Here is a 19,701-nt window from a genome sequence, read left to right on the forward strand (position 1 = left end):
TGGAAATGCGCGCAGATCTGTTGATTGTCGGTGCCGGTATGGTCGGCAGCGCACTGGCCCTGGCATTGCGCCACAGTGGCTTGCAAATCCTCTTGCTCGATGGCGGCCCGTTGTCGGTCAAGCCGTTCGATGCCCAGGCCCCTTTCGAGCCGCGTGTCAGCGCCCTGTCGGCAGCCAGCCAGCGCATCCTCGAACGCCTTGGCGCGTGGGACGGCATTGCCCGGCGGCGTGCCACGCCGTACTCCGACATGCATGTGTGGGATGGCAGCGGCACCGGGCAGATTCATTTCTCGGCCGCCAGCGTACACGCCCAGGTGCTTGGCCATATCGTCGAGAACCGGGTGGTGCAGGATGGCCTGTTGGAGCGCCTGCACGACAGCGACATCGGTCTGTTGCCCAGCGCGCGGCTGGAGCAGTTGCGTCGCTCGGGTGACGAGTGGTTGCTGACCTTGGCGGATGGCCGGCAACTGCGCGCACCGCTGGTGGTCGCCGCCGACGGTGCCAATTCGGCGGTGCGGCGCCTGGCGGGCTGCGAAACCCGCGAATGGGATTACCTGCACCATGCCATCGTCACCAGCGTGCGCTGCAGTGCCGGGCACCAGGGCACGGCCTGGCAGCGTTTCACCGATGAGGGGCCGTTGGCCTTCCTGCCGTTGACCCGCGATGGCCAGCAGGATTGGTGCTCGATTGTGTGGTCAACCACTCCGGAGCATGCCGAGCAGTTGATGGCGCTGGATGACACGGGTTTCCTGCAGGCCCTGGAACGGGCCTTCGAGGGGCGTTTGGGCGATGTTCTGCACGCCGACCCGCGGGTATGCGTGCCGCTGCGCCAGCGCCACGCCAAGCGTTATGTGGATGAAGGCCTGGCCTTGATCGGTGATGCCGCGCACACCATCCACCCGCTGGCGGGGCAGGGCGTGAACCTGGGCTTCCTCGATGCCGCAGTGCTGGCCGAGGTGCTGGTCAATGCCTGTGAGCGCGGTGAGCGGCTGGCAGATGTGAAGGTGCTGAGCCGTTACGAACGGCGGCGCATGCCGCACAATCTGGCGCTGATGGCGGCGATGGAGGGTTTTGAACGGTTGTTCCAGGCCAACCCGCTGCCGTTGCGCTGGTTGCGTAATAGCGGGTTGAAGCTGGTAGAGCAGATGCCCGAGGCCAAGGCGTTGTTTGTGCGCCAGGCGCTGGGTTTGAGTGGTGACTTGCCGGATCTGGCCAAAGCCTGAGATTGCCGGGGCCGCTTTGCGACCCTCTCTGCAACATCCGGTAACTGCTCAAAGGATGAGCTGGAAAATAGGATTCACTACCATTTGCACCTCTCATACGATCCGAGGAGTGCTTCACATGTTGCCACGCAAGCCCCTACTGGCCGCCCTGGCCCTGACCCTGTTCGGCGGCACTGCCCAAGCGGCGGACGAAGTGGTGGTGTACTCCTCGCGCATCGACGAGCTGATCAAGCCGGTGTTCGATGCCTACACCGCCAAGACTGGGGTGAAGATCAAGTTCATCACCGACAAGGAAGCCCCGCTGATGCAACGCATCAAGGCCGAGGGCGACAACGGCGTGGCCGACCTGCTGTTGACCGTCGATGCCGGCAACCTGTGGCAAGCCGAGCAGATGGGCATCCTGCAGCCGATCAAGTCCGACATCATTGACCAGAACATCCCGCCGCAGTACCGCGCTTCGTCCCATGACTGGACCGGCCTGAGCCTGCGCGCGCGTACCATCATCTACTCCACCGAACGGGTCAAGCCCGAGGAGTTGAGCACCTACGAAGCCTTGGCCGACAACCAGTGGGAAGGTCGTCTGTGCCTGCGCACGGCGAAAAAGGTGTACAACCAGTCGCTGACCGCCACCCTGATCGAGACCCATGGCGAAGCGAAGACCGAGCAAATCGTCAAAGGCTGGGTCAACAACCTGTCCACTGACGTGTTCTCCGACGACAACGCGGTGATTCAGGCCATCGAGGCCGGCCAGTGCGATGTGGGCGTGGTCAACACCTACTACTACGGCCGCCTGCACAAGCAGAACCCGAACCTGCCGGTGAAGATCTTCTGGCCCAACCAGGGTGACCGTGGCGTGCACGTCAACCTGTCGGGTATTGGCCTGACCAAGCATGCGCCACACCCGGAAGCGGCGAAAAAGCTGGTGGAGTGGATGACCGGCGAAGAAGCGCAAAAGCTGTTTGCCGACATCAACCAGGAGTTCCCGGCCAACCCGAAGGTCAAGCCATCGGAGGAAGTGGCGGCGTGGGGCAGCTTCAAGGCGGACAGCATCCCGGTGGAAATTGCCGGCAAGCGCCAGGCTGAAGCCATTCGCCTGATGGATCGGGCTGGCTACAACTAAGCGCCAGGCCTTATCCTTCCGGGGCCTTCAGAGGCCCCTTCGCGGGACAAGCCCGCTCCCACAGGACCTTCACAGGATCGATGCCTTGTGCAGTCCCTGTGGGAGCGGGCTTGTCCCGCGAACGACCGCGCAGCGGTCGCCATCGCAACCGAGAATCAAGCCTTGCCCCACACCCCCCAACGCCGCTGGTACCTCCCGGTCTCCCTGATCGCCGCCCTGGTGCTGCTGCCCCTGAGTGTTCTGCTGTTGTCCTGGCAGTCGATCGATACGCAGATCTGGTCGCACCTGCTCGACACCCAGATGAGCCGCCTGCTCGGCAACACCCTGACGCTGGTGGTTGGCGTGGGCATCGGCGTTACCGTGCTCGGTGTGAGCCTGGCCTGGCTCACCAGCCTCTGCGAGTTCCCCGGCCGGCGCTGGCTGGACTGGGCGCTGATGCTGCCGTTCGCCATCCCGGCCTATGTGCTGGCGTTCGTCTTTGTCGGCCTGCTGGACTTCGCCGGCCCGGTGCAAACCGCCCTGCGCGAAGTGTTCGGGCCGATGCGCCTGCCACGGGTGCGTTCCACCGGCGGGGTGATCATTGTGCTGGTGCTGGTGTTCTATCCCTACGTCTACCTGCTGGCGCGCACTGCGTTCCTGGCCCAAGGCAAAGGCCTGATGGAGGCCGCACGGGTGCTGGGCCTTTCTCCTTTGCAGGCATTCTGGCGCGTGGCCATACCCATGGCGAGGCCGGCCATCGGCGCCGGCATTGCCCTGGCCTTGATGGAAACCCTGGCCGACTTCGGTGCGGTGGCGGTATTCAACTTCGATACCTTCACCACGGCCATCTACAAGACCTGGTACGGCTTCTTCAGCCTGTCCAGCGCGGCCCAACTGGCAAGCTTGCTCTTGCTGGCAGTGATGCTGGTGTTGTACGGCGAGCGTCGCGCCCGGGGTGCCAGCCGCAGCGGCAACGAGCGGCCGCGTGCGCAGGCGCTGTACCACCTGCGCGGGCTCAAGGCGCTGCTGGCCAGTGGCTGGTGCCTGCTCGTGTTTGCCTGCGCCTTCGTCATCCCGCTGCTGCAGTTGCTGGCATGGTTCTGGCAACGCGGCCGACATGACCTGGACGAGCGCTATGTCGGCCTGGTCCTGCATACCCTGTACCTGGGCAGCATGGCGGCACTGGTCACGGTGAGTGTGGCACTGCTGCTGGCCTTCGCCCGGCGCCAGGCGCCGACGAGTGGTATCCGCGCCGGGGTCGGCCTGGCCAATCTGGGCTATGCCTTGCCCGGTTCGGTGCTGGCAGTGTCGATCATGCTGGCCTTCAGTTACCTCGATAACCACGTGGTCATCCCGTTTTCCAGCTGGTTGGGCGGGGCAGGCAAGCCGCTGCTGCTGGGCAGCCTTGCGGCCTTGCTGCTGGCCTACCTGGTGCGTTTCATCGCCGTGGCCTACGGGCCGCTGGAGAGCAGCCTGGAGCGCATTCGCCCGTCTCTGCCCGAGGCTTCGCGCAGCCTGGGTGTCAGTGGCCCGAGATTGTTTTTCAAGGTGTATCTGCCGCTGCTGGTGCCCGGCGCCCTCAGCGCCGCCCTGCTGGTATTCGTCGACGTGCTCAAGGAGATGCCGGCCACCTTGCTGATGCGACCGTTCGGCTGGGACACCTTGGCGGTACGGGTGTTCGAGATGACCAGCGAGGGCGAATGGGCACGTGCCTCGCTGCCCGCATTGACGCTGGTGCTGGTGGGCCTGCTGCCGGTCATCGGCCTGATCCACCGTTCGGCACGTCGACCCGGTCAAAGTCACTGAGGGTGCCAGCCAGCGTCCTTGCGGCTACAATGCGCGGCATTCGCGCGGTGGGTCCTACAAGAAGAGCTGACGATTAAACGTCATCGACCACCGCCGCTTCGCCACGCCCGGAAGGAGAAACCCATGGGACAGCGCACGCTTTTGTATGACCTGCACCTGGCGCTTGGCGCCAAAACGGTCGATTTTGGCGGCTGGGATATGCCCCTGCACTATGGCTCGCAGGTCGAGGAGCACCACCAGGTGCGCACCGACTGCGGCGTCTTCGATGTTTCCCACATGACGGTGATCGATGTCGACGGCACTGATGCCACCGCTTGGCTGCAGCGCCTGTTGGCCAACGACGTGGCCCGCCTCGACGACACCGGCAAGGCGCTGTACAGCCCGCTGCTGCACGAACAGGGCGGGGTGATTGATGACCTGATCGCCTATCGCACGGAGACCGGCTACCGCCTGGTCACCAACGCGGCCACCCGGGCCAAGGTGCTCGACTGGCTGCAGCTGCAGCGTGCCGGTTTTGCCGTGGACTTCCAGGTCCGCCCGGATCTGGCCATTCTCGCCATCCAGGGCCCGCGTGCCCGCGAAAAGGTCGCAGCGCTGCTCAGCCCTGCGCGCGCAGCGCTGATTCGCGAGCTGCGCCCGTTTGAAGGCGTCGCCGAAGGTGACTGGTTCATTGCCCGCACCGGGTATACCGGCGAAGACGGCCTGGAGATCATCTTCCCGGGCGATCAGGCTGTGGCATTCTTCAACGACCTGGTAGGCGCCGGTATCGCCCCCAGTGGCCTCGGCGCCCGCGACACCCTGCGCCTGGAAGCCGGCATGAACCTGTACGGGCAGGACATCGACGAAGCTCACACCCCGCTCACCTCCAACCTGGGCTGGTCAATCGCCTGGGAGCCAGCCGAGCGCGACTTTATCGGCCGCGCCGGCCTGCTGGCGGAAATCGAGCACGGCGTGCAGGAAAAACTGGTCGGCCTGGTGCTGGAAGAGCGCGGCGTGCTGCGTGCCCACCAGGTGGTGCGTGTAGCCGGCATTGGCGAAGGGGAGATCACCAGTGGTAGTTTCTCACCTACGCTGAGCAAGTCCATTGCCCTTGCGCGCGTACCCATGGCTACCGGTGACCGGGCCGAGGTGGAAATCCGCGGCAAATGGTACCCGGTGCGGGTGGTCAAACCGACCTTCGTGCGCCACGGCAAGATCCTGATCTGAACAATTTATAACCGGCGGGCGTACCGCTGAGCCAATCGAGGAATTCAAGACATGAGCAATATCCCCGCCGACCTGCGTTTTGCCGAAAGCCACGAGTGGGCTCGCCTGGAAGCTGACGGCAGCGTGACCGTGGGTATCAGCGACCACGCCCAGCAAGCGCTGGGTGACGTGGTGTTCGTCGAGCTGGCCGAAGTCGGCAAGGTATTCGCCGCTGGCGACGCTGCCGGTGTGGTCGAGTCGGTCAAGGCTGCTTCCGACATCTACTCCCCGATCGGTGGCGAAGTGATCGCAGTCAACGAAGAGCTGGCTGACAGCCCGGAATCGCTCAACGAAGAACCTTACGAGTCGTGGATCTTCAAGCTCAAGCCAAGCAACCCGGCCGAGCTGGACAAGTTGCTGGATGCTGCTGCCTACAAGGCTGCCATCGGCGAGTAAGACCGCGTCGCCTGATTCGCGGGCACGCCCGCTCCCACAGCGATACCGCCAGCCTTGGGCCTGTGCTTAACCTGTGGGAGCGGGCGTGCCCGCGAAGAGGCCGGTACTGGCAACGCAAGTTTCCCCGCAAAATCGGCAATCCCTTCCTAGACTTGTAAGTCTCCATGAGACTATGTCCAGGAAGAGAGCGTCGTCATGTCCCAGTCGCCATCCCTGCAGCAACTGCAAGAGCTCAACCCTTTCCTGCGTCGCCACCTGGGCCCTGATGCCACAGAGCAGCAGGCCATGCTCAGCGCGTTGGGTGTCGCCAGCCGCAACGAGCTGATCGAGCAGACCGTACCACCAGATATCCGCCTCAATCGCCCCCTCGACCTGCCAGCTGCGCTGGACGAGCAGGCCGCCCTGGCCAAACTCGCCGGCTACGCCGAGCAGAACCAGGTCTGGACCAACCTGATCGGCATGGGCTACCACGGCACCATCACCCCCACGGTGATCCTGCGCAATGTGCTGGAAAACCCCGGCTGGTACACCGCCTATACGCCGTATCAACCGGAAATCGCCCAGGGCCGCCTGGAGGCGCTGCTGAACTTCCAGCAAATGGTCATCGACCTTACCGGGCTGGCGCTGGCCAATGCTTCGCTGCTCGATGAAGCCACGGCCGCCGCCGAGGCCATGGCCCTGGCCAAGCGGATGGCGCGCAACAAGAGCAACGCCTTCTTCGCCGACGAGCACTGCCACCCGCAGACACTGTCGGTACTCAAGACCCGGGCCGAGGGCTTTGGCTTTGAACTGATCGTCGACGCTGTGGATAACCTTGCCAGGCACGCAGTGTTCGGCGCTTTGTTGCAGTACCCTGACACCCACGGCGAGGTGCGCGATCTGCGCCCGCTGATCGACCATCTTCACAGCCAACAGGCGCTGGCCTGCGTGGCGGCCGACCTGCTCAGCCTTGTGGTGCTGACGCCACCCGGCGAGCTGGGCGCCGATGTGGTGCTGGGCTCGACCCAGCGCTTCGGCGTGCCGATGGGCTACGGCGGCCCCCACGCGGCCTATTTCGCCTGCCGCGACGATTACAAGCGTGCCATGCCGGGGCGCATCATTGGCGTCTCGCGTGACGCCCGCGGCAACACTGCGCTGCGCATGGCCCTGCAAACCCGCGAGCAGCATATCCGCCGCGAGAAGGCCAACTCCAACATCTGCACGGCCCAGGTGCTGTTGGCCAACATTGCCGGCTTCTACGCGGTGTACCACGGCCCCGAAGGCCTGCAACGTATCGCCCAGCGCGTGCACCGGCTGACTTTCATTCTGGCTGCAGGCCTTGAAGCCAAAGGCATCAAGCGGCTCAACCAGCATTTCTTCGACACCCTCACACTGGATGTAGGTGGTGCTCAGGCAGCCATTATCGAAAGTGCTGAAGCTGCGCAAATCAACCTGCGCATACTGGGCCGTGGTCACCTGGGCGTGAGCCTGGACGAAACCTGCAACGAACAGACGGTGTTGCGCCTGCTGGATATCTTCCTGGGCGTGGATCACGGCCTGGAGATCGCCGCCCTCGACCAGTTGGCCCTGCCCGAAGGCATACCTTCCAGCCTGGTGCGGCGCACCCCGTTCCTCGCCCACCCGGTGTTCAACCTGCACCACAGCGAAACCGAGATGCTGCGTTATCTCAAGCAGCTGGAGAACAAGGACCTGGCGCTGAACCAGTCGATGATCCCGCTGGGCTCATGCACCATGAAGCTCAACGCCACCAGCGAGATGATCCCGATCACCTGGCCCGGTTTCGCCCAGCTGCACCCGTTTGCCCCAGCAGGGCAGGCCACCGGCTACAAGGCGATGATCGACGAGCTGGAACGCTGGCTATGCGCGATCACCGGCTTCGATGCCATCTGCATGCAGCCCAACTCTGGCGCCCAGGGCGAGTACGCAGGCCTGATGGCCATTACCCGCTACCATCGCAGCCGGCACCAGCCACAGCGCACGCTGTGCCTGATTCCGTCGTCAGCCCACGGCACCAACCCGGCGTCGGCGCAAATGGCGGGTATGGAGGTGGTGATCGTAGATTGCGACGACCACGGCAACGTCGACCTGGCCGACCTCAAGGCCAAGGCCCGCGCGGCCGGGGAGCGCCTGGCGTGCCTGATGGTCACCTATCCGTCCACTCACGGTGTGTACGAAGAGGGTATTCGCGAAATCTGCGAGGTGGTCCATCAGCACGGTGGCCAGGTGTACATGGACGGCGCCAACCTCAATGCCCAGGTGGGCCTGGCACGTCCGGCCGACATGGGTGCCGATGTCTCGCACATGAACCTGCACAAGACCTTCTGCATACCCCACGGCGGTGGCGGCCCGGGCATGGGGCCGATTGGTATCCGCGCGCACCTCACGCCGTTCGTAGCCAGCCACCCGGTGGTGCCGGTACCCGGCCTGGACCCGAACAACAGCGCGGTCAGCGCCGCGCCCTGGGGCAGTGCGAGCATCCTGCCAATCAGCTGGATGTACATCGCCATGATGGGGCCGCAGCTGGCCGATGCCAGCGAGGTGGCGATCCTTTCGGCCAACTACCTGGCCAGCCAGTTGGGCGGCGCCTTCCCGGTGCTCTATCGCGGGCGCAATCAGCGGGTGGCGCATGAGTGCATCCTCGACCTGCGGCCGTTGAAGGCACTGACGGGCATCAGCGAAGAAGACGTGGCCAAGCGCCTGATGGACTATGGTTTTCACGCCCCGACCATGTCATTCCCGGTGCCGGGCACGCTGATGATCGAGCCTACCGAGAGCGAGTCGAAGGCCGAGCTGGACCGGTTTGTCGAGGCGATGCTGGCGATTCGCGCAGAAATTGCCGAGGTGCAGGAGGGTAACTGGCCTGCGGAGAACAACCCGCTCAAACATGCGCCGCATACGCTGGCTGATGTGTTGGGGGTGTGGGACAGACCCTATAGCCTGGAGCAGGCGGTGGCGCCCAGTGCGCATGTGCGCCAGCACAAATACTGGCCGGCGGTGAACCGGGTGGACAATGTGTATGGGGACCGGAACCTGTTCTGTTCGTGTGTACCGGTGGAGGCTTATCGCTGAAATCGGTGTTGGATTCTTCGCGGGCTTGCCCGCTCCCACAGGTACTGTGCAGCGCCCGAGGCTGGTGCAGTACTTGTGGGAGCGGGCAAGCCCGCGAAGCAGGCAACGCGGTTATTCGGCTAGCGCATTCTTGGCCAGGATGGCATTGGCCAGTTCCATGTCGGACGCCTGCATCCCAGGGTTCTCGGCCCGTGTCTGGCGCATGGCTGCTTCCAGGAACGGCCCGCGGATCGCGCCTTCGCTGGCGACGAAGCTGCTGGCGTCATCCTGCGCAGCAACTACCAGCTTGTGATCGCGTGAGGTCAGGTAGCTCGATGCAGTAGTAGCACCGGAAGTCATCACGTTACGCCAGAAGGTATCGGCCATGGCCGAGCCCATTGGCAGTGAAAGCAAGGCAGCGGCGGCGATGGCGGTTTTGAGACGCATGTTGAAACACCTCGAAGGGTGAGGGTTGAAGATGCGCGGTTGGATCTTTTCCGACGAGGCAAGTTCCTGAATACAAGGGGCTTTTCGTCAGCTGCAGACGCGCAGCACTTCCTCCTCACGCGTTTGCCCGCAGGCTACTTTGGCTTCTCCACAGCGGCGCAGATCCACCAGGCCGTCGGCCAGTGCCTGGCGCCTTAACCGGGTCAGGTCGGCGTTCGGGCCGATCAGTGCCCGCAGGCTCTCGCTGGGCTCAAGCAGTTCAAACAAACCCGTGCGCCCGTGAAAGCCGGTGCCCCGGCAGGTACGGCAGTTGGCTGATGCAGTCGCCTGGCAATCCGTGCACAGAGTGCGTACCAGGCGCTGGGCCATCACGCCGACGAGCGTCGCCTTGATCAGGTAGTCGGCCACACCCAGCTCTTGCAGGCGGGTGATCGCGGCGCAGGCGTCGTTGGTATGCAGGGTCGAGAGCACTAGGTGCCCGGTCAGGGCTGCCTGCACCGCCACCAAGGCAGTTTCACGGTCACGGATTTCGCCGATCATGATGATGTCCGGGTCTTGGCGCAGCATGGCCCGCACGCCGCTGGCAAAGCCCAGGTCCAGTGCGGGCTGCACCTGCAGCTGGTTGAAGGCTGGTTCCAGGCGCTCGATCGGGTCTTCGATGGTGCACAGGTTGACCTGCGGCGTGGCCAGCAGCTTGAGGCTGGCGTACAGCGTGCTGGTCTTGCCGGAACCGGTGGGGCCGGTGACCAGGATGATGCCCTGGCGCTGGCGCAGCAGGCTTTGCCACTGAGCCAGCTGCGACCCCTCAAGGCCCAGGCGGTCGAAGCCCTGGTGCAGTTGGTGTGGGTCGAACAGGCGCAATACCAGCTTTTCGCCGAACGGAGTCGGCAGGGTCGACAGCCGCAGCTCCACTTCGCCCCCTCCCGGTAACCGGCTTTGCAGGCGGCCATCCTGTGGCCGGCGCTTTTCTGCAACGTCCATGCGGCCCAGGTGTTTCAGGCGGCTGACCAGTGCCAGGGTAACCCCGGCAGGGAAGGCATAGACGGTGTGCAGCAGGCCATCTATGCGGTAGCGCAATTGGCCCTGTTCGCGCCGGGGTTCCAGGTGGACATCGCTGGCACGCTGTTCAATCGCGTATTGCAGCAGCCAGTCGACGATATGCACGATGTGCGCGTCGTTGGCGCTGGCCTCGGTCTGGCGCTTGCCCAGCTCCAGCAACTGTTCGAGTTCGCCCAGGCTGGCCGACTGCTGGTGCTGCGCGCCTTTTACCGACTGGGCCAGGCGGTGAAACGACTGCCCTGACTGGCGGATCTGTATCGGGCTGGCCAGTACGCGGCGGATCGGCCGGCCCAGGCTGCGGGCCAGGTCTGCCTGCCAGTCGTCCTGGTAGGGCTGGGCGCAAGCTACGGTGATACCGGCCGGGTCGTCGGCGACAATGAGGATGTCGTGGCGCTGAGCAAAAGCTGGGGATACCAGGCCGGCGACCTGGGGCAGGTCGAGCTGCATGGGGTCGATACGCAGGTAAGGCTGGCCGACCTTGTCGGCCAGCCATTGACAGAGGCGGTCCAGGTCCAGCAGTTGGCCAGGTTGTCGGCGGTCTTCCAGGCAGCAGGCGGCAATGTGTTCCAGCGGGTGGCCGGATGGGTGGGCGGCGGCGTGGTCGATTACTGACCGCGTATCGTTGGCGTGCAGCAGCTGGTCAGCGAGCAGGGCCTGAAGCACGCGCTTGAGGTCGAGTGCCGGGTTATCGGGGGTGTGCATGGTTGGCGTCCGTGCCTGAGGGGGGTGCTGATCAAGGCTAGCCGGGCGGGGGAAGGTTGCTGGCGGTGAAAGGTTTCGGGATTTTGCGCTGCCTGTACTGGCCTCTTCGCGGGCATGCCCGCTCCCACAGGTACACCACCGGGCGTGAGGTCGGCGGAAATCCTGTGGGAGCGGGCGAGCCCGCGAAGAGGCCGGCACAGGTACAGCAGAGGGTTCAGACCACCGCCAACGCCACCCGCTGTGCATTGCTCAGGCTCACCTCACCCACACACACCAGGTTACGCAGTTTCTGCGCAATCACCTCGGCCCGGTGCCAGCTCAGGCCGCCAATGCCGACTTCGATATCCAGCCAGTCATCCTGCTGGCTGACCTGCACGCTATGCGGGGTCAGGAACTGCAGGGCAAACAGGTTGAGCACGCGGCACAGGCTGTCCGGCTCGGCCTCGGCCTGCAGGCGATAGTGCACGGTGCTGTGGGCGTTGCTGGCGGCCCAGGCGTCGGTACGGGGCTGTGCGTTCATGCTGGTCTCCGCGAATGTGGGAGAAATTCTTGCACGTTGGCGGCGGCATTTTTTCGCTATCATTTGACGATTTCACGGTATTCGCGAATTGATCAATTCGGGCAGTGCCTTTCTGGAGATTTAATAATGCATAGCGAGCTGGACGCCTACGACCGCCGCATTCTCGAACTGCTGCAAGAGGACGCTTCACTGTCCAGCGCGCAGATCGCCGAGCGTGTTGGGCTTTCGCAATCGCCGTGCTGGCGGCGCATACAGCGCTTGAAGGAAGAGGGGGTGATTCGCGGGCAGGTGACCTTGCTGGACCGCAAGAAGGTCGGCCTGAACACGCAGATTTTCGCTGAAGTGAAGCTGAACGCCCACGGGCGCTCCAACTTCACCGAGTTCACCGAGGCGATCCGCGGGTTCCCGGAAGTGCTGGAGTGTTATGTGCTGATGGGGGCGGTGGACTTTCTGCTGCGCATCGTCACGTCGGACATCGAAGCTTATGAACGGTTCTTCTTCGAAAAGCTGTCGAACGTGCCGGGGATTCAGGAGGTGAACTCGATTGTGGCGCTTTCCGAAATCAAGTCCACCACCAGCCTGCCACTGTCGCGGTGAGGTATTCGCGGGTAAACCCGCGAATCAGGTGACCCGGTATCAGGCCTTGAGCAGGTGCTTCCAGCCGCGGCTCTGATCCACTGCACGCGCTTGTTCGATACGCGCCTCAAGCAGTTCATCAGGCTCTTCGCCCAGTGGCAGCTCAGCCAGCTCGTGCAGCTTTTTCAGGTCGCCATACAGGCGGTCCATCTGCGGCGCTTCCAGCACCTGGCGGGCATGGTGCAGCCAGGTCAGCAGTTGTTCGATACGCGGCAGTTGCTCGGCCAGGTCTTCCGGGCGCTGGGTATACAACGGCAGCTTCAACGCACGGCCTTCCTCGCCCAGCAGGTGTGCCAGCCAGCTGGTCAGCTGCGCCTTGCCTTGGCGTTCGCCACGGCCTTTACGCTCCACGGTCCAGCTACGGGCCAGCAGCCAGCGCGAGGTTTCCAGCGAGAACTGGCCCCAGCGCACATCTTCCAGCTCTTCTGCGAACTGCTCGGGGGCGGCGCGGCGGATGTCTTCGTCATCAGTACCGGCCTGTACCAGCGGGCGCCAGTCTTCGAGCAGGGCGTCGAGGCTGCTGCGCAGGTCGCGGGTGGCGGCACGGGGTGCGGCCTGGCCAAGGCTGGCGGTGAGGGCGCGCAGTTCGCTCAGGCACTCGACCCAGTCCTGCAGCAGGCGCCAGTGGCCGTTGTGGCGGTACTGCTCGGCCAGGCGCTGGCTGCTGCCCAGCAGTTGCCAGGCCAGTGCGGCATAAGCGTCGTCCAGCGCCATTTCCGCTTCCAGCTCGGTGTGTGGCAGGCCCAGCTCGTAGCTGTCCGGCTCCAGCAGGCGGTAGCCACGCTCGGCCTTGCTGATGTCGCAGGGCATCAGCGGCAGGCTGGCGGCCAGCTCGGCGGCCAGCTCCAGCAGTGCTTGCGGATCTCCTTCACGCAGCTCCAGCTCCAGCTCGCAGATCTCTTCCTTGCGTTTGCCCGCGATCACGAAGCCCTGGTCCAGTGCGGCCTCGATCACCACTTTGCTCTTGCCACGGCCCCAGGCGATTTCGGCGTATTCGCGGCTGAAGTCGGTGGTGAACAGCGGCTTGATGGTTTTCTTGTCCAGGTCAGCCAGTTGCTCGGGCCAGCAGGTGGCGTCCAGCTTCTTCAGGTCGAGCTTGGCCTTCTCCAGCTGCCATTCGTACTCGTTGCGCTCGGACAGGCCGGCCACGCTGGTGCCGCGGCACTTGAGGGTCTGGATGACGGCATCGCCATCGCGGCGCAGGCGCAGGGCGACACGGGCGGCGGACAGCTCGCGCTCGGGGGTGTCGAAGTACTGGTTGGTCAGTTCGCGGGTCTGCCAGCCGGACTTGTTGCGCTTTTTCAGCAGGGGGTGCTCGCGCAGGGCGGCAAGAGTCTCGCGGCTGGCGCGGAGCTTGAGTTCAGTTTCTTTGTGCATCACAGACTCGAAGGGGGCGTGGTTGGCACAGAGTCTACAGCAGTCGGCCGTCAACGGTTTATTCCAGACAGCGGATAGTCCTATGATGGTCAACGCTTCCGAGGAGTACCTGCATGCCGTTGCCGACGCTGAAAGACCAGTTTGCCGCCCTGATCGCCGCGCCTTCGGTCAGTTGCACCCAGCCCGCGCTGGACCAGTCCAACCGCCAGGTCATCGACCTGCTGGCGGGGTGGCTGGGCGACCTGGGTTTCAAATGCGACATCCAGCAGGTATGCCCGGGCAAGTTCAACCTGCTGGCCAGCCGTGGCAGCGGCCCTGGGGGCCTGGTGCTGGCCGGGCACAGCGACACCGTCCCTTATGACGAACAACTGTGGGCCAGCGACCCGCTGAAGCTGACCGAGGTCGATGGCCGCTGGGTCGGCCTGGGCAGCTGCGACATGAAGGGCTTTTTCGCCCTGGTCATCGAAGCCGTCATCCCGCTGTTGGAGCACGATTTCAAGCAGCCACTGCTGATCCTCGCCACCTGCGACGAAGAAAGCTCCATGTCCGGTGCCCGCGCCCTGGCCGAGGCCGGCCAGCCACTGGGCCGCGCAGCGGTGATCGGCGAGCCTACCGGCCTGCGGCCGATCCGCATGCACAAAGGCATTCTGATGGACCGCATCGACATCCTCGGGCGCAGCGGCCATTCGTCGGACCCAAGCCTCGGCCGCAGCGCCCTGGAGGCCATGCACGCGGTAATGGCCGAGCTGATGGGGCTGCGCCAGCAATGGCAGCAAACCTACCGCAACCCACAGTTCACCGTGCCGACCCCAACCATGAACTTCGGCTGTATCCACGGTGGTGACAACCCTAACCGTATTTGCGGGCAGTGCGCCCTGGAGTTCGACCTGCGCCCATTGCCGGGCATGGATGCGGAACTATTGCGCGCGGCCATCCGCGACAAGCTGGTGCCCGTGGCAGAGCGTTTTGAGGTGCGTATCGACTACGCGCCGTTGTTTCCCGAGGTGCCGCCGTTCGAAGAGGCTGCCGATGCCGAACTGGTGCAGGTGGCAGAACGCCTGACCGGCCATCGCGCCGAAGCGGTGGCGTTCGGTACCGAAGCGCCTTATCTTCAGCAACTGGGCTGCCAGACCATCGTGCTGGGCCCTGGCGACATCGCCTGTGCCCACCAGCCCGGCGAATACCTTGAAATGTCACGAATCGAGCCTACCGTGCGTCTATTACGTGACCTGATCCGGCACTATTGCCTGCACTAAACGTCAATCGAGCTGATTCGTTCCTGCCTAGAGGAGACCGCGCGTGACCGCAAGCCTGTTCCGACGATGATCCTGAACGCCCCTTGTATCGCCGTTCTCCGTCCACTTATCCACAGGCCCTGTCATGCCCGACTACGTCAACTGGCTGCGTCATGCCTCCCCGTACATCAATGCCCATCGCGACTGCACCTTCGTGGTCATGCTCCCTGGCGATGGGGTGGAACACCCTAATTTCGGCAACATCGTCCACGACCTGGTGCTGCTGCACAGCCTTGGCGTGCGCCTGGTGCTGGTGCATGGCTCGCGCCCGCAGATCGAAAGCCGGCTGGCCGATCGCGGGCTGACCCCGCACTACCACCATGGCCTGCGTATTACCGATGCCGCCACCCTGGACTGCGTGATCGATGCCGTTGGCGCCCTGCGCCTGGCCATCGAAGCGCGCCTGTCGATGGACATCGCCGCTTCGCCGATGCAGGGCTCGCGCCTGCGCGTGGCGTCTGGCAACCTGGTCACTGCGCGGCCGATCGGTGTGCTTGAAGGGGTGGACTACCACCACACCGGCGAAGTGCGCCGGGTCGACCGCAAGGGCATCAGCCGCCTGCTCGACGAGCGCTCCATCGTGCTGCTGTCGCCGCTGGGCTACTCGCCCACCGGCGAAATCTTCAACCTGGCCTGCGAAGACGTGGCCACCCGCGCCGCCATCGAACTGGGGGCCGACAAGCTGCTGCTGTTCGGTGCCGATCCGGGCCTGCTGGATGCGGACGGCAAGCTGGTGAAGGAACTGCGCCCGCAGCAGGTTGCCCCGCACCTGCAGCGCTTGGGCAGCGACTACCAGGGCGAGCTGCTGGATGCCGCCGCCGAGGCCTGCAAGGGCGGCGTGGCACGCAGCCACATCGTCAGTTATGCCGAAGACGGTGCGTTGCTGACCGAGCTGTTCACCCGTGGTGGTGGCGGTACGCTGGTGTCGCAGGAGCAGTTCGAAGTGGTGCGCGAGGCGACCATCGAGGATGTTGGCGGCCTGCTGGACCTGATCAGCCCGTTGGAAGAGCAGGGCATCCTGGTGCGCCGCTCGCGTGAAGTGCTGGAGCGGGAGATCGAGCAGTTCAGTGTGGTCGAGCGCGAGGGCATGATCATCGCCTGTGCGGCGTTGTACCCGATTGCCGATTCCGAGGCTGGTGAACTGGCGTGCCTGGCGGTGAACCCGGAATACCGCCACGGCGGGCGTGGGGATGAATTGCTGGAGCGTATCGAGAGCCGGGCGCGGCAGATGGGCTTGAATACCCTGTTCGTGCTTACGACCCGTACGGCGCACTGGTTCCGTGAGCGTGGGTTTGCGCCTAGCGGGGTAGAGCGGCTGCCCTCGGCGCGGGCCTCGCTGTACAACTACCAGCGCAATTCGAAGATTTTCGAGAAGTCTCTGTAAGCCTGCACTGGCCTCTTCGCGGGCACGCCCGCTCCCACAGGGTAATCACAAGGCTTGAAGATTGTGATGTACCTGTGGGAGCGGGCGTGCCCGCGAAGCAGGCGACGCGGTCCGGAATGAAAAACGCCGCCCTTGTGGGCGGCGTTTTTGTTTACACGGTATGCAGGTACCAGTTGTACTCAAGGTCGGAGATCGAGTGCTCGAACTCCTCCAGCTCGCTTTCCTTGCACGCGACAAAGATGTCGATGTACTTCGGATCGATGTACTTGTTCAGGATCTCGCTGTCGTCCAGCTCGCGCAGGGCATCGCGCAAGTTGTTCGGCAGGCTCTGCTCGTGTTGTTCGTACGAGTTACCCTCTACTGGCTCCCCCGGCTCGATCTGGTTGGTCAGGCCGTGGTGTACACCGGCCAGCACGGCAGCCATCATCAGGTACGGGTTGGCGTCGGCACCGGCCACGCGGTGCTCGATGCGTACAGCGTCCGCCGAACCGGTCGGCACGCGCAGGGCCACGGTGCGGTTGTCCAGGCCCCAGCTTGGCGCGTTCGGTACATAGAACTGCGCGCCAAAGCGGCGGTACGAGTTGACGTTCGGGCAAAGGAACGCCATGGACGCGGGCAGGGTCTCGAGCACACCGCCGATTGCGTGACGAAGCGCGGCGTTCTGCTCGGGATCCTCGCTGGTGAAGATGTTGTTGCCATCTTTGTCCAGCACGGAAATGTGTACATGCAGGCCGTTGCCTGCCTGGCCCGGGTAGGGCTTGGCCATGAAGGTGGTGTCCATTTCATGGTCGTAGGCGATGTTCTTGATCAACCGCTTGAGCAGTACCGCGTAATCGCACGCCTTGAGCGGGTCGGCCACGTGGTGCAGGTTGACTTCGAACTGCGCCGGGGCGCTTTCCTTGACGATGGCGTCGGCCGGGATGCCTTGTTCTTTCGCGCCTTCGAGGATGTCCTGCAGGCAGTCGGCATATTCGTCGAGGTCGTCGATCAGATACACCTGGGTCGACTGCGGGCGTTTGCCCGAGATGGGCGAGCGCGGCGGCTGCGGGCGGCCGTTCACGTTCTCCTGGTCGATCAGGTAGAACTCCAGCTCGAATGCAGCGCAGATGGTCAGGCCCAGTTCGTCGAACTTGCTCACCACCTGACGCAGCACTTCACGAGGGTCGGCGAAGAACGGCTCGCCTTCGATCTCGTGCATGGTCATCAGCAGCTGGGCAGTAGGGCGCTTTTGCCACGGCTCATTACAGAGCGTGTCGGGAATCGGGTAGCAGATGCGGTCAGCATCGCCGATGTCCAGGCCAAGCCCGGTGCTTTCGACGGTGGAACCGTTGATGTCCAGGGCGAAGAGGGAGGCCGGCAGGTTGATGCCTTTCTCGTAAACCTTGTGGAGGCTGGTGCGCTCAATGCGCTTGCCACGCACCACACCATTCATATCTGCAATCAGAAGGTCAACGTAGAGAACCTCAGGATGTTCCTTAAGGAACGCGTTCGCTTCGTTAAGCTGAACGGCACGCGGGGGTACCGACATGATGCAACACCTTTGTTGTTAAAAATATCAATCAAGGGGGGCTTGCAGGACCAGTCAATCGAAAAGCCATACTGATGTCAAGCCAACCCCATGATGCCCTGAAATGGCACATCTACGGCAGATTTGCTGCATATCGGGGCATGCCATTATCCGCTATTTCACCTCTGAAGGGCTATCTCAAGCGTGCCGTCTTTTATTTTTTACGCGGGTGTTGTGTAAAAAAATGAACAAGGCTAAGCTCGGTCACAACCCAGAACACAATAATACGAGGGTCACATGGTCCGCTTGCCGCGACCTGAAAGCACTGCCTGCGCAGTGCCAACGGGTACCTCTGTCGTTTTTGCAAGCTTCGTCAATGGTGCTGCCGCCCTGGCCGCAATAATTGACGTTTGGCGTTGCCGGACCCGCCCTCGCAGCGGCTTGCTGCCCTTCGTTTCGTCTTTCTGCCTTTTGAACTCATTTCGGACACAGCTGATTTCAGTGTATCCACTGTGGCTCTGCGCGGGGTTTTTTGCTTTAGCAATCCACTCCATCCAGAATCAAGTCGCGGACCACCTTACCTCCTGAGGTATTTATGAGTAACAACCTCGACCAGCTCACCGATTGGTTGAAAGAGCACAAGATCACCGAAGTCGAATGCATGATCAGTGACCTGACCGGCATTACACGCGGCAAGATTTCGCCCACCAACAAATTCATCGCCGAAAAAGGCATGCGTCTGCCCGAGAGCGTGCTGCTGCAGACCGTGACCGGCGACTACGTCGACGACGACATCTATTACGAACTGCTCGACCCGGCCGACATCGACATGATCTGCCGCCCCGACGAGAATGCCGTGTTCCTTGTGCCGTGGGCCATCGAGCCGACTGCGCAGGTGATTCACGACACCTACGACAAGAAGGGCAACCCGGTCGAACTGTCGCCGCGCAACGTCTTGAAGAAAGTCCTCAAACTCTACACCGACAAGGGCTGGCAGCCGATTGTCGCGCCGGAGATGGAGTTCTACCTGACCAAACGCAGCGAAGACCCGGACTTCCCGTTGCAGCCCCCGGTAGGCCGTTCGGGCCGCCCGGAGACCGGCCGCCAGTCGTTCTCGATCGAAGCGGCCAACGAATTCGACCCGCTGTTCGAAGACGTCTACGACTGGTGCGAACTGCAGCAACTGGACCTGGACACGCTGATTCACGAAGACGGCACGGCGCAGATGGAAATCAACTTCCGTCACGGCGACGCCCTGCACCTGGCCGACCAGATCCTGGTGTTCAAGCGCACCATGCGCGAGGCCGCGCTCAAGCACAACGTGGCCGCTACCTTCATGGCCAAGCCGATGACCGGCGAGCCGGGCAGTGCCATGCACCTGCACCAGAGCGTGGTCGACCTGGCCACCGGCAAGAACATCTTCAGCAATGAAGACGGCAGCATGAGCGATCTGTTCCTCAACCACATCGGTGGCCTGCAGAAGTTTATCCCCGAAGCGCTACCGCTGTTCGCCCCCAACGTCAACTCGTTCCGCCGCTTCCTGCCCGACACGTCGGCACCGGTGAACGTGGAGTGGGGCGAAGAAAACCGCACCGTCGGCCTGCGCGTACCGGATGCCGGCCCGCAAAGCCGCCGGGTCGAGAACCGCCTGCCGGGCGCCGACGCCAACCCGTACCTGGCCATTGCCGCCAGCCTGCTGTGTGGCTACATCGGCATGGTCGAAGGCATCGAGGCCAGCGCGCCAGTACAGGGCCGTGGGTACGAGCGCCGCAACCTGCGCCTGCCACTGACCATCGAAGACGCCCTGGAACGCATGGAGAACAGCCGTGCGCTGGTGCAGTACCTGGGCAAGAAGTTCATCACCGGCTACGTCGCCACCAAGCGCGCCGAGCATGAAAATTTCAAACGTGTCATCAGCTCCTGGGAACGTGAGTTCCTGCTGTTCGCTGTCTGATCA

At 63.5% G+C, this 19,701-nt stretch carries 15 protein-coding genes; 10 read left to right on the forward strand and 5 right to left on the reverse strand.

All coding sequences use genetic code 11. The features are described from left to right. Positions 1-5: 5 nt before the first annotated feature. The 6 genes from P0Y58_03215 (at position 6) to gcvP (ending at position 8,838) form a co-directional block, all read left to right on the forward strand. A complete protein-coding gene (locus tag P0Y58_03215) occupies positions 6-1,223 on the forward strand; it encodes a 2-octaprenyl-3-methyl-6-methoxy-1,4-benzoquinol hydroxylase (GenBank protein ID WEK33265.1) in 1,218 nt (405 codons plus the stop codon). Between the two features lie 118 nt (positions 1,224-1,341). Further along, entirely contained in the window at positions 1,342-2,343 is a 1,002-nt protein-coding gene (locus P0Y58_03220; protein WEK31216.1) for an extracellular solute-binding protein, read from the forward strand. Between the two features lie 162 nt (positions 2,344-2,505). Continuing rightward, positions 2,506-4,128, forward strand: a complete 1,623-nt coding sequence (locus P0Y58_03225) for an iron ABC transporter permease (protein WEK31217.1) — start codon at positions 2,506-2,508, stop codon at positions 4,126-4,128. Between the two features lie 123 nt (positions 4,129-4,251). After that, positions 4,252-5,334: a glycine cleavage system aminomethyltransferase GcvT gene (gene gcvT / locus P0Y58_03230; protein WEK31218.1), complete on the forward strand. Its 1,083-nt coding sequence runs from the start codon at positions 4,252-4,254 to the stop codon at positions 5,332-5,334. A 51-nt stretch (positions 5,335-5,385) separates the two neighbouring features. Then, positions 5,386-5,769, forward strand: coding sequence for a glycine cleavage system protein GcvH (gcvH, locus tag P0Y58_03235; GenBank protein ID WEK31219.1), 384 nt, complete (start codon positions 5,386-5,388; stop codon positions 5,767-5,769). A gap of 195 nt (positions 5,770-5,964) precedes the next feature. After that, positions 5,965-8,838, forward strand: coding sequence for an aminomethyl-transferring glycine dehydrogenase (gene gcvP / locus P0Y58_03240; GenBank protein WEK31220.1), 2,874 nt, complete (start codon positions 5,965-5,967; stop codon positions 8,836-8,838). A gap of 111 nt (positions 8,839-8,949) precedes the next feature. Here gcvP and P0Y58_03245 read toward each other — a convergent pair whose 3' ends face one another. The 3 genes from P0Y58_03245 to P0Y58_03255 all read right to left on the reverse strand — a co-directional run bounded on the left by P0Y58_03245 (position 8,950) and on the right by P0Y58_03255 (position 11,545). Further along, positions 8,950-9,264, reverse strand: a complete 315-nt coding sequence (locus P0Y58_03245; protein WEK31221.1) for a DUF2388 domain-containing protein — start codon at positions 9,262-9,264, stop codon at positions 8,950-8,952. 87 nt (positions 9,265-9,351) lie between these two features. Beyond that, positions 9,352-11,025: a GspE/PulE family protein gene (locus P0Y58_03250; GenBank protein WEK31222.1), complete on the reverse strand. Its 1,674-nt coding sequence runs from the start codon at positions 11,023-11,025 to the stop codon at positions 9,352-9,354. 214 nt (positions 11,026-11,239) lie between these two features. Then, positions 11,240-11,545, reverse strand: a complete 306-nt coding sequence (locus P0Y58_03255; GenBank protein WEK31223.1) for a hypothetical protein — start codon at positions 11,543-11,545, stop codon at positions 11,240-11,242. A gap of 126 nt (positions 11,546-11,671) precedes the next feature. Between P0Y58_03255 and P0Y58_03260 the strand changes: the two genes are divergently transcribed. Further along, positions 11,672-12,142, forward strand: a complete 471-nt coding sequence (locus tag P0Y58_03260) for an Lrp/AsnC family transcriptional regulator (protein ID WEK31224.1) — start codon at positions 11,672-11,674, stop codon at positions 12,140-12,142. A gap of 39 nt (positions 12,143-12,181) precedes the next feature. Here the strand turns inward: P0Y58_03260 and P0Y58_03265 are convergent, their stop codons facing one another. Beyond that, on the reverse strand, positions 12,182-13,558 hold the full coding sequence (locus P0Y58_03265) for a CYTH domain-containing protein (GenBank protein ID WEK31225.1): 1,377 nt from the start codon (positions 13,556-13,558) through the stop codon (positions 12,182-12,184). 113 nt (positions 13,559-13,671) lie between these two features. On the opposite strand from P0Y58_03265, the gene argE reads away from it, so the two are divergent. Together argE and argA are read left to right on the forward strand one after the other, a co-directional pair. Continuing rightward, positions 13,672-14,814 carry an acetylornithine deacetylase gene (argE, locus tag P0Y58_03270; protein WEK31226.1) on the forward strand — a complete coding sequence of 381 codons (1,143 nt, stop codon included), beginning with the start codon at positions 13,672-13,674 and terminating at the stop codon, positions 14,812-14,814. 124 nt (positions 14,815-14,938) lie between these two features. Beyond that, a complete protein-coding gene (gene argA, locus P0Y58_03275) occupies positions 14,939-16,237 on the forward strand; it encodes an amino-acid N-acetyltransferase (protein WEK31227.1) in 1,299 nt (432 codons plus the stop codon). 151 nt (positions 16,238-16,388) lie between these two features. Here argA and P0Y58_03280 read toward each other — a convergent pair whose 3' ends face one another. Then, positions 16,389-17,765, reverse strand: coding sequence for a glutamine synthetase family protein (locus P0Y58_03280; GenBank protein ID WEK31228.1), 1,377 nt, complete (start codon positions 17,763-17,765; stop codon positions 16,389-16,391). Positions 17,766-18,339: 574 nt separating this feature from the next. Here P0Y58_03280 and P0Y58_03285 point away from each other — a divergent pair. After that, positions 18,340-19,698, forward strand: a complete 1,359-nt coding sequence (locus P0Y58_03285) for a glutamine synthetase family protein (protein ID WEK31229.1) — start codon at positions 18,340-18,342, stop codon at positions 19,696-19,698. Positions 19,699-19,701: the final 3 nt, after the last annotated feature.

It is taken from the genome of Candidatus Pseudomonas phytovorans, from assembly GCA_029202525.1.
GTDB lineage: Bacteria > Pseudomonadota > Gammaproteobacteria > Pseudomonadales > Pseudomonadaceae > Aquipseudomonas > Aquipseudomonas phytovorans.

What these genes read in the sequence shown, in the direction of transcription:
- P0Y58_03220 (WEK31216.1), top strand. Translation starts at nt 1,342, where the DNA reads ATGTTGCCACGCAAGCCCCTACTGGCCGCCCTGGCCCTGACCCTGTTC.
- argA (WEK31227.1), top strand. Translation starts at nt 14,939, where the DNA reads ATGCCCGACTACGTCAACTGGCTGCGTCATGCCTCCCCGTACATCAAT.
- P0Y58_03265 (WEK31225.1), bottom strand. Translation starts at nt 13,558, where the DNA reads ATGCACAAAGAAACTGAACTCAAGCTCCGCGCCAGCCGCGAGACTCTT.
- P0Y58_03255 (WEK31223.1), bottom strand. Translation starts at nt 11,545, where the DNA reads ATGAACGCACAGCCCCGTACCGACGCCTGGGCCGCCAGCAACGCCCAC.
- P0Y58_03280 (WEK31228.1), bottom strand. Translation starts at nt 17,765, where the DNA reads ATGTCGGTACCCCCGCGTGCCGTTCAGCTTAACGAAGCGAACGCGTTC.
- argE (WEK31226.1), top strand. Translation starts at nt 13,672, where the DNA reads ATGCCGTTGCCGACGCTGAAAGACCAGTTTGCCGCCCTGATCGCCGCG.
- gcvP (WEK31220.1), top strand. Translation starts at nt 5,965, where the DNA reads ATGTCCCAGTCGCCATCCCTGCAGCAACTGCAAGAGCTCAACCCTTTC.
- P0Y58_03245 (WEK31221.1), bottom strand. Translation starts at nt 9,264, where the DNA reads ATGCGTCTCAAAACCGCCATCGCCGCCGCTGCCTTGCTTTCACTGCCA.
- P0Y58_03250 (WEK31222.1), bottom strand. Translation starts at nt 11,025, where the DNA reads ATGCACACCCCCGATAACCCGGCACTCGACCTCAAGCGCGTGCTTCAG.
- gcvH (WEK31219.1), top strand. Translation starts at nt 5,386, where the DNA reads ATGAGCAATATCCCCGCCGACCTGCGTTTTGCCGAAAGCCACGAGTGG.
- gcvT (WEK31218.1), top strand. Translation starts at nt 4,252, where the DNA reads ATGGGACAGCGCACGCTTTTGTATGACCTGCACCTGGCGCTTGGCGCC.
- P0Y58_03215 (WEK33265.1), top strand. Translation starts at nt 6, where the DNA reads ATGCGCGCAGATCTGTTGATTGTCGGTGCCGGTATGGTCGGCAGCGCA.
- P0Y58_03260 (WEK31224.1), top strand. Translation starts at nt 11,672, where the DNA reads ATGCATAGCGAGCTGGACGCCTACGACCGCCGCATTCTCGAACTGCTG.
- P0Y58_03285 (WEK31229.1), top strand. Translation starts at nt 18,340, where the DNA reads ATGAGTAACAACCTCGACCAGCTCACCGATTGGTTGAAAGAGCACAAG.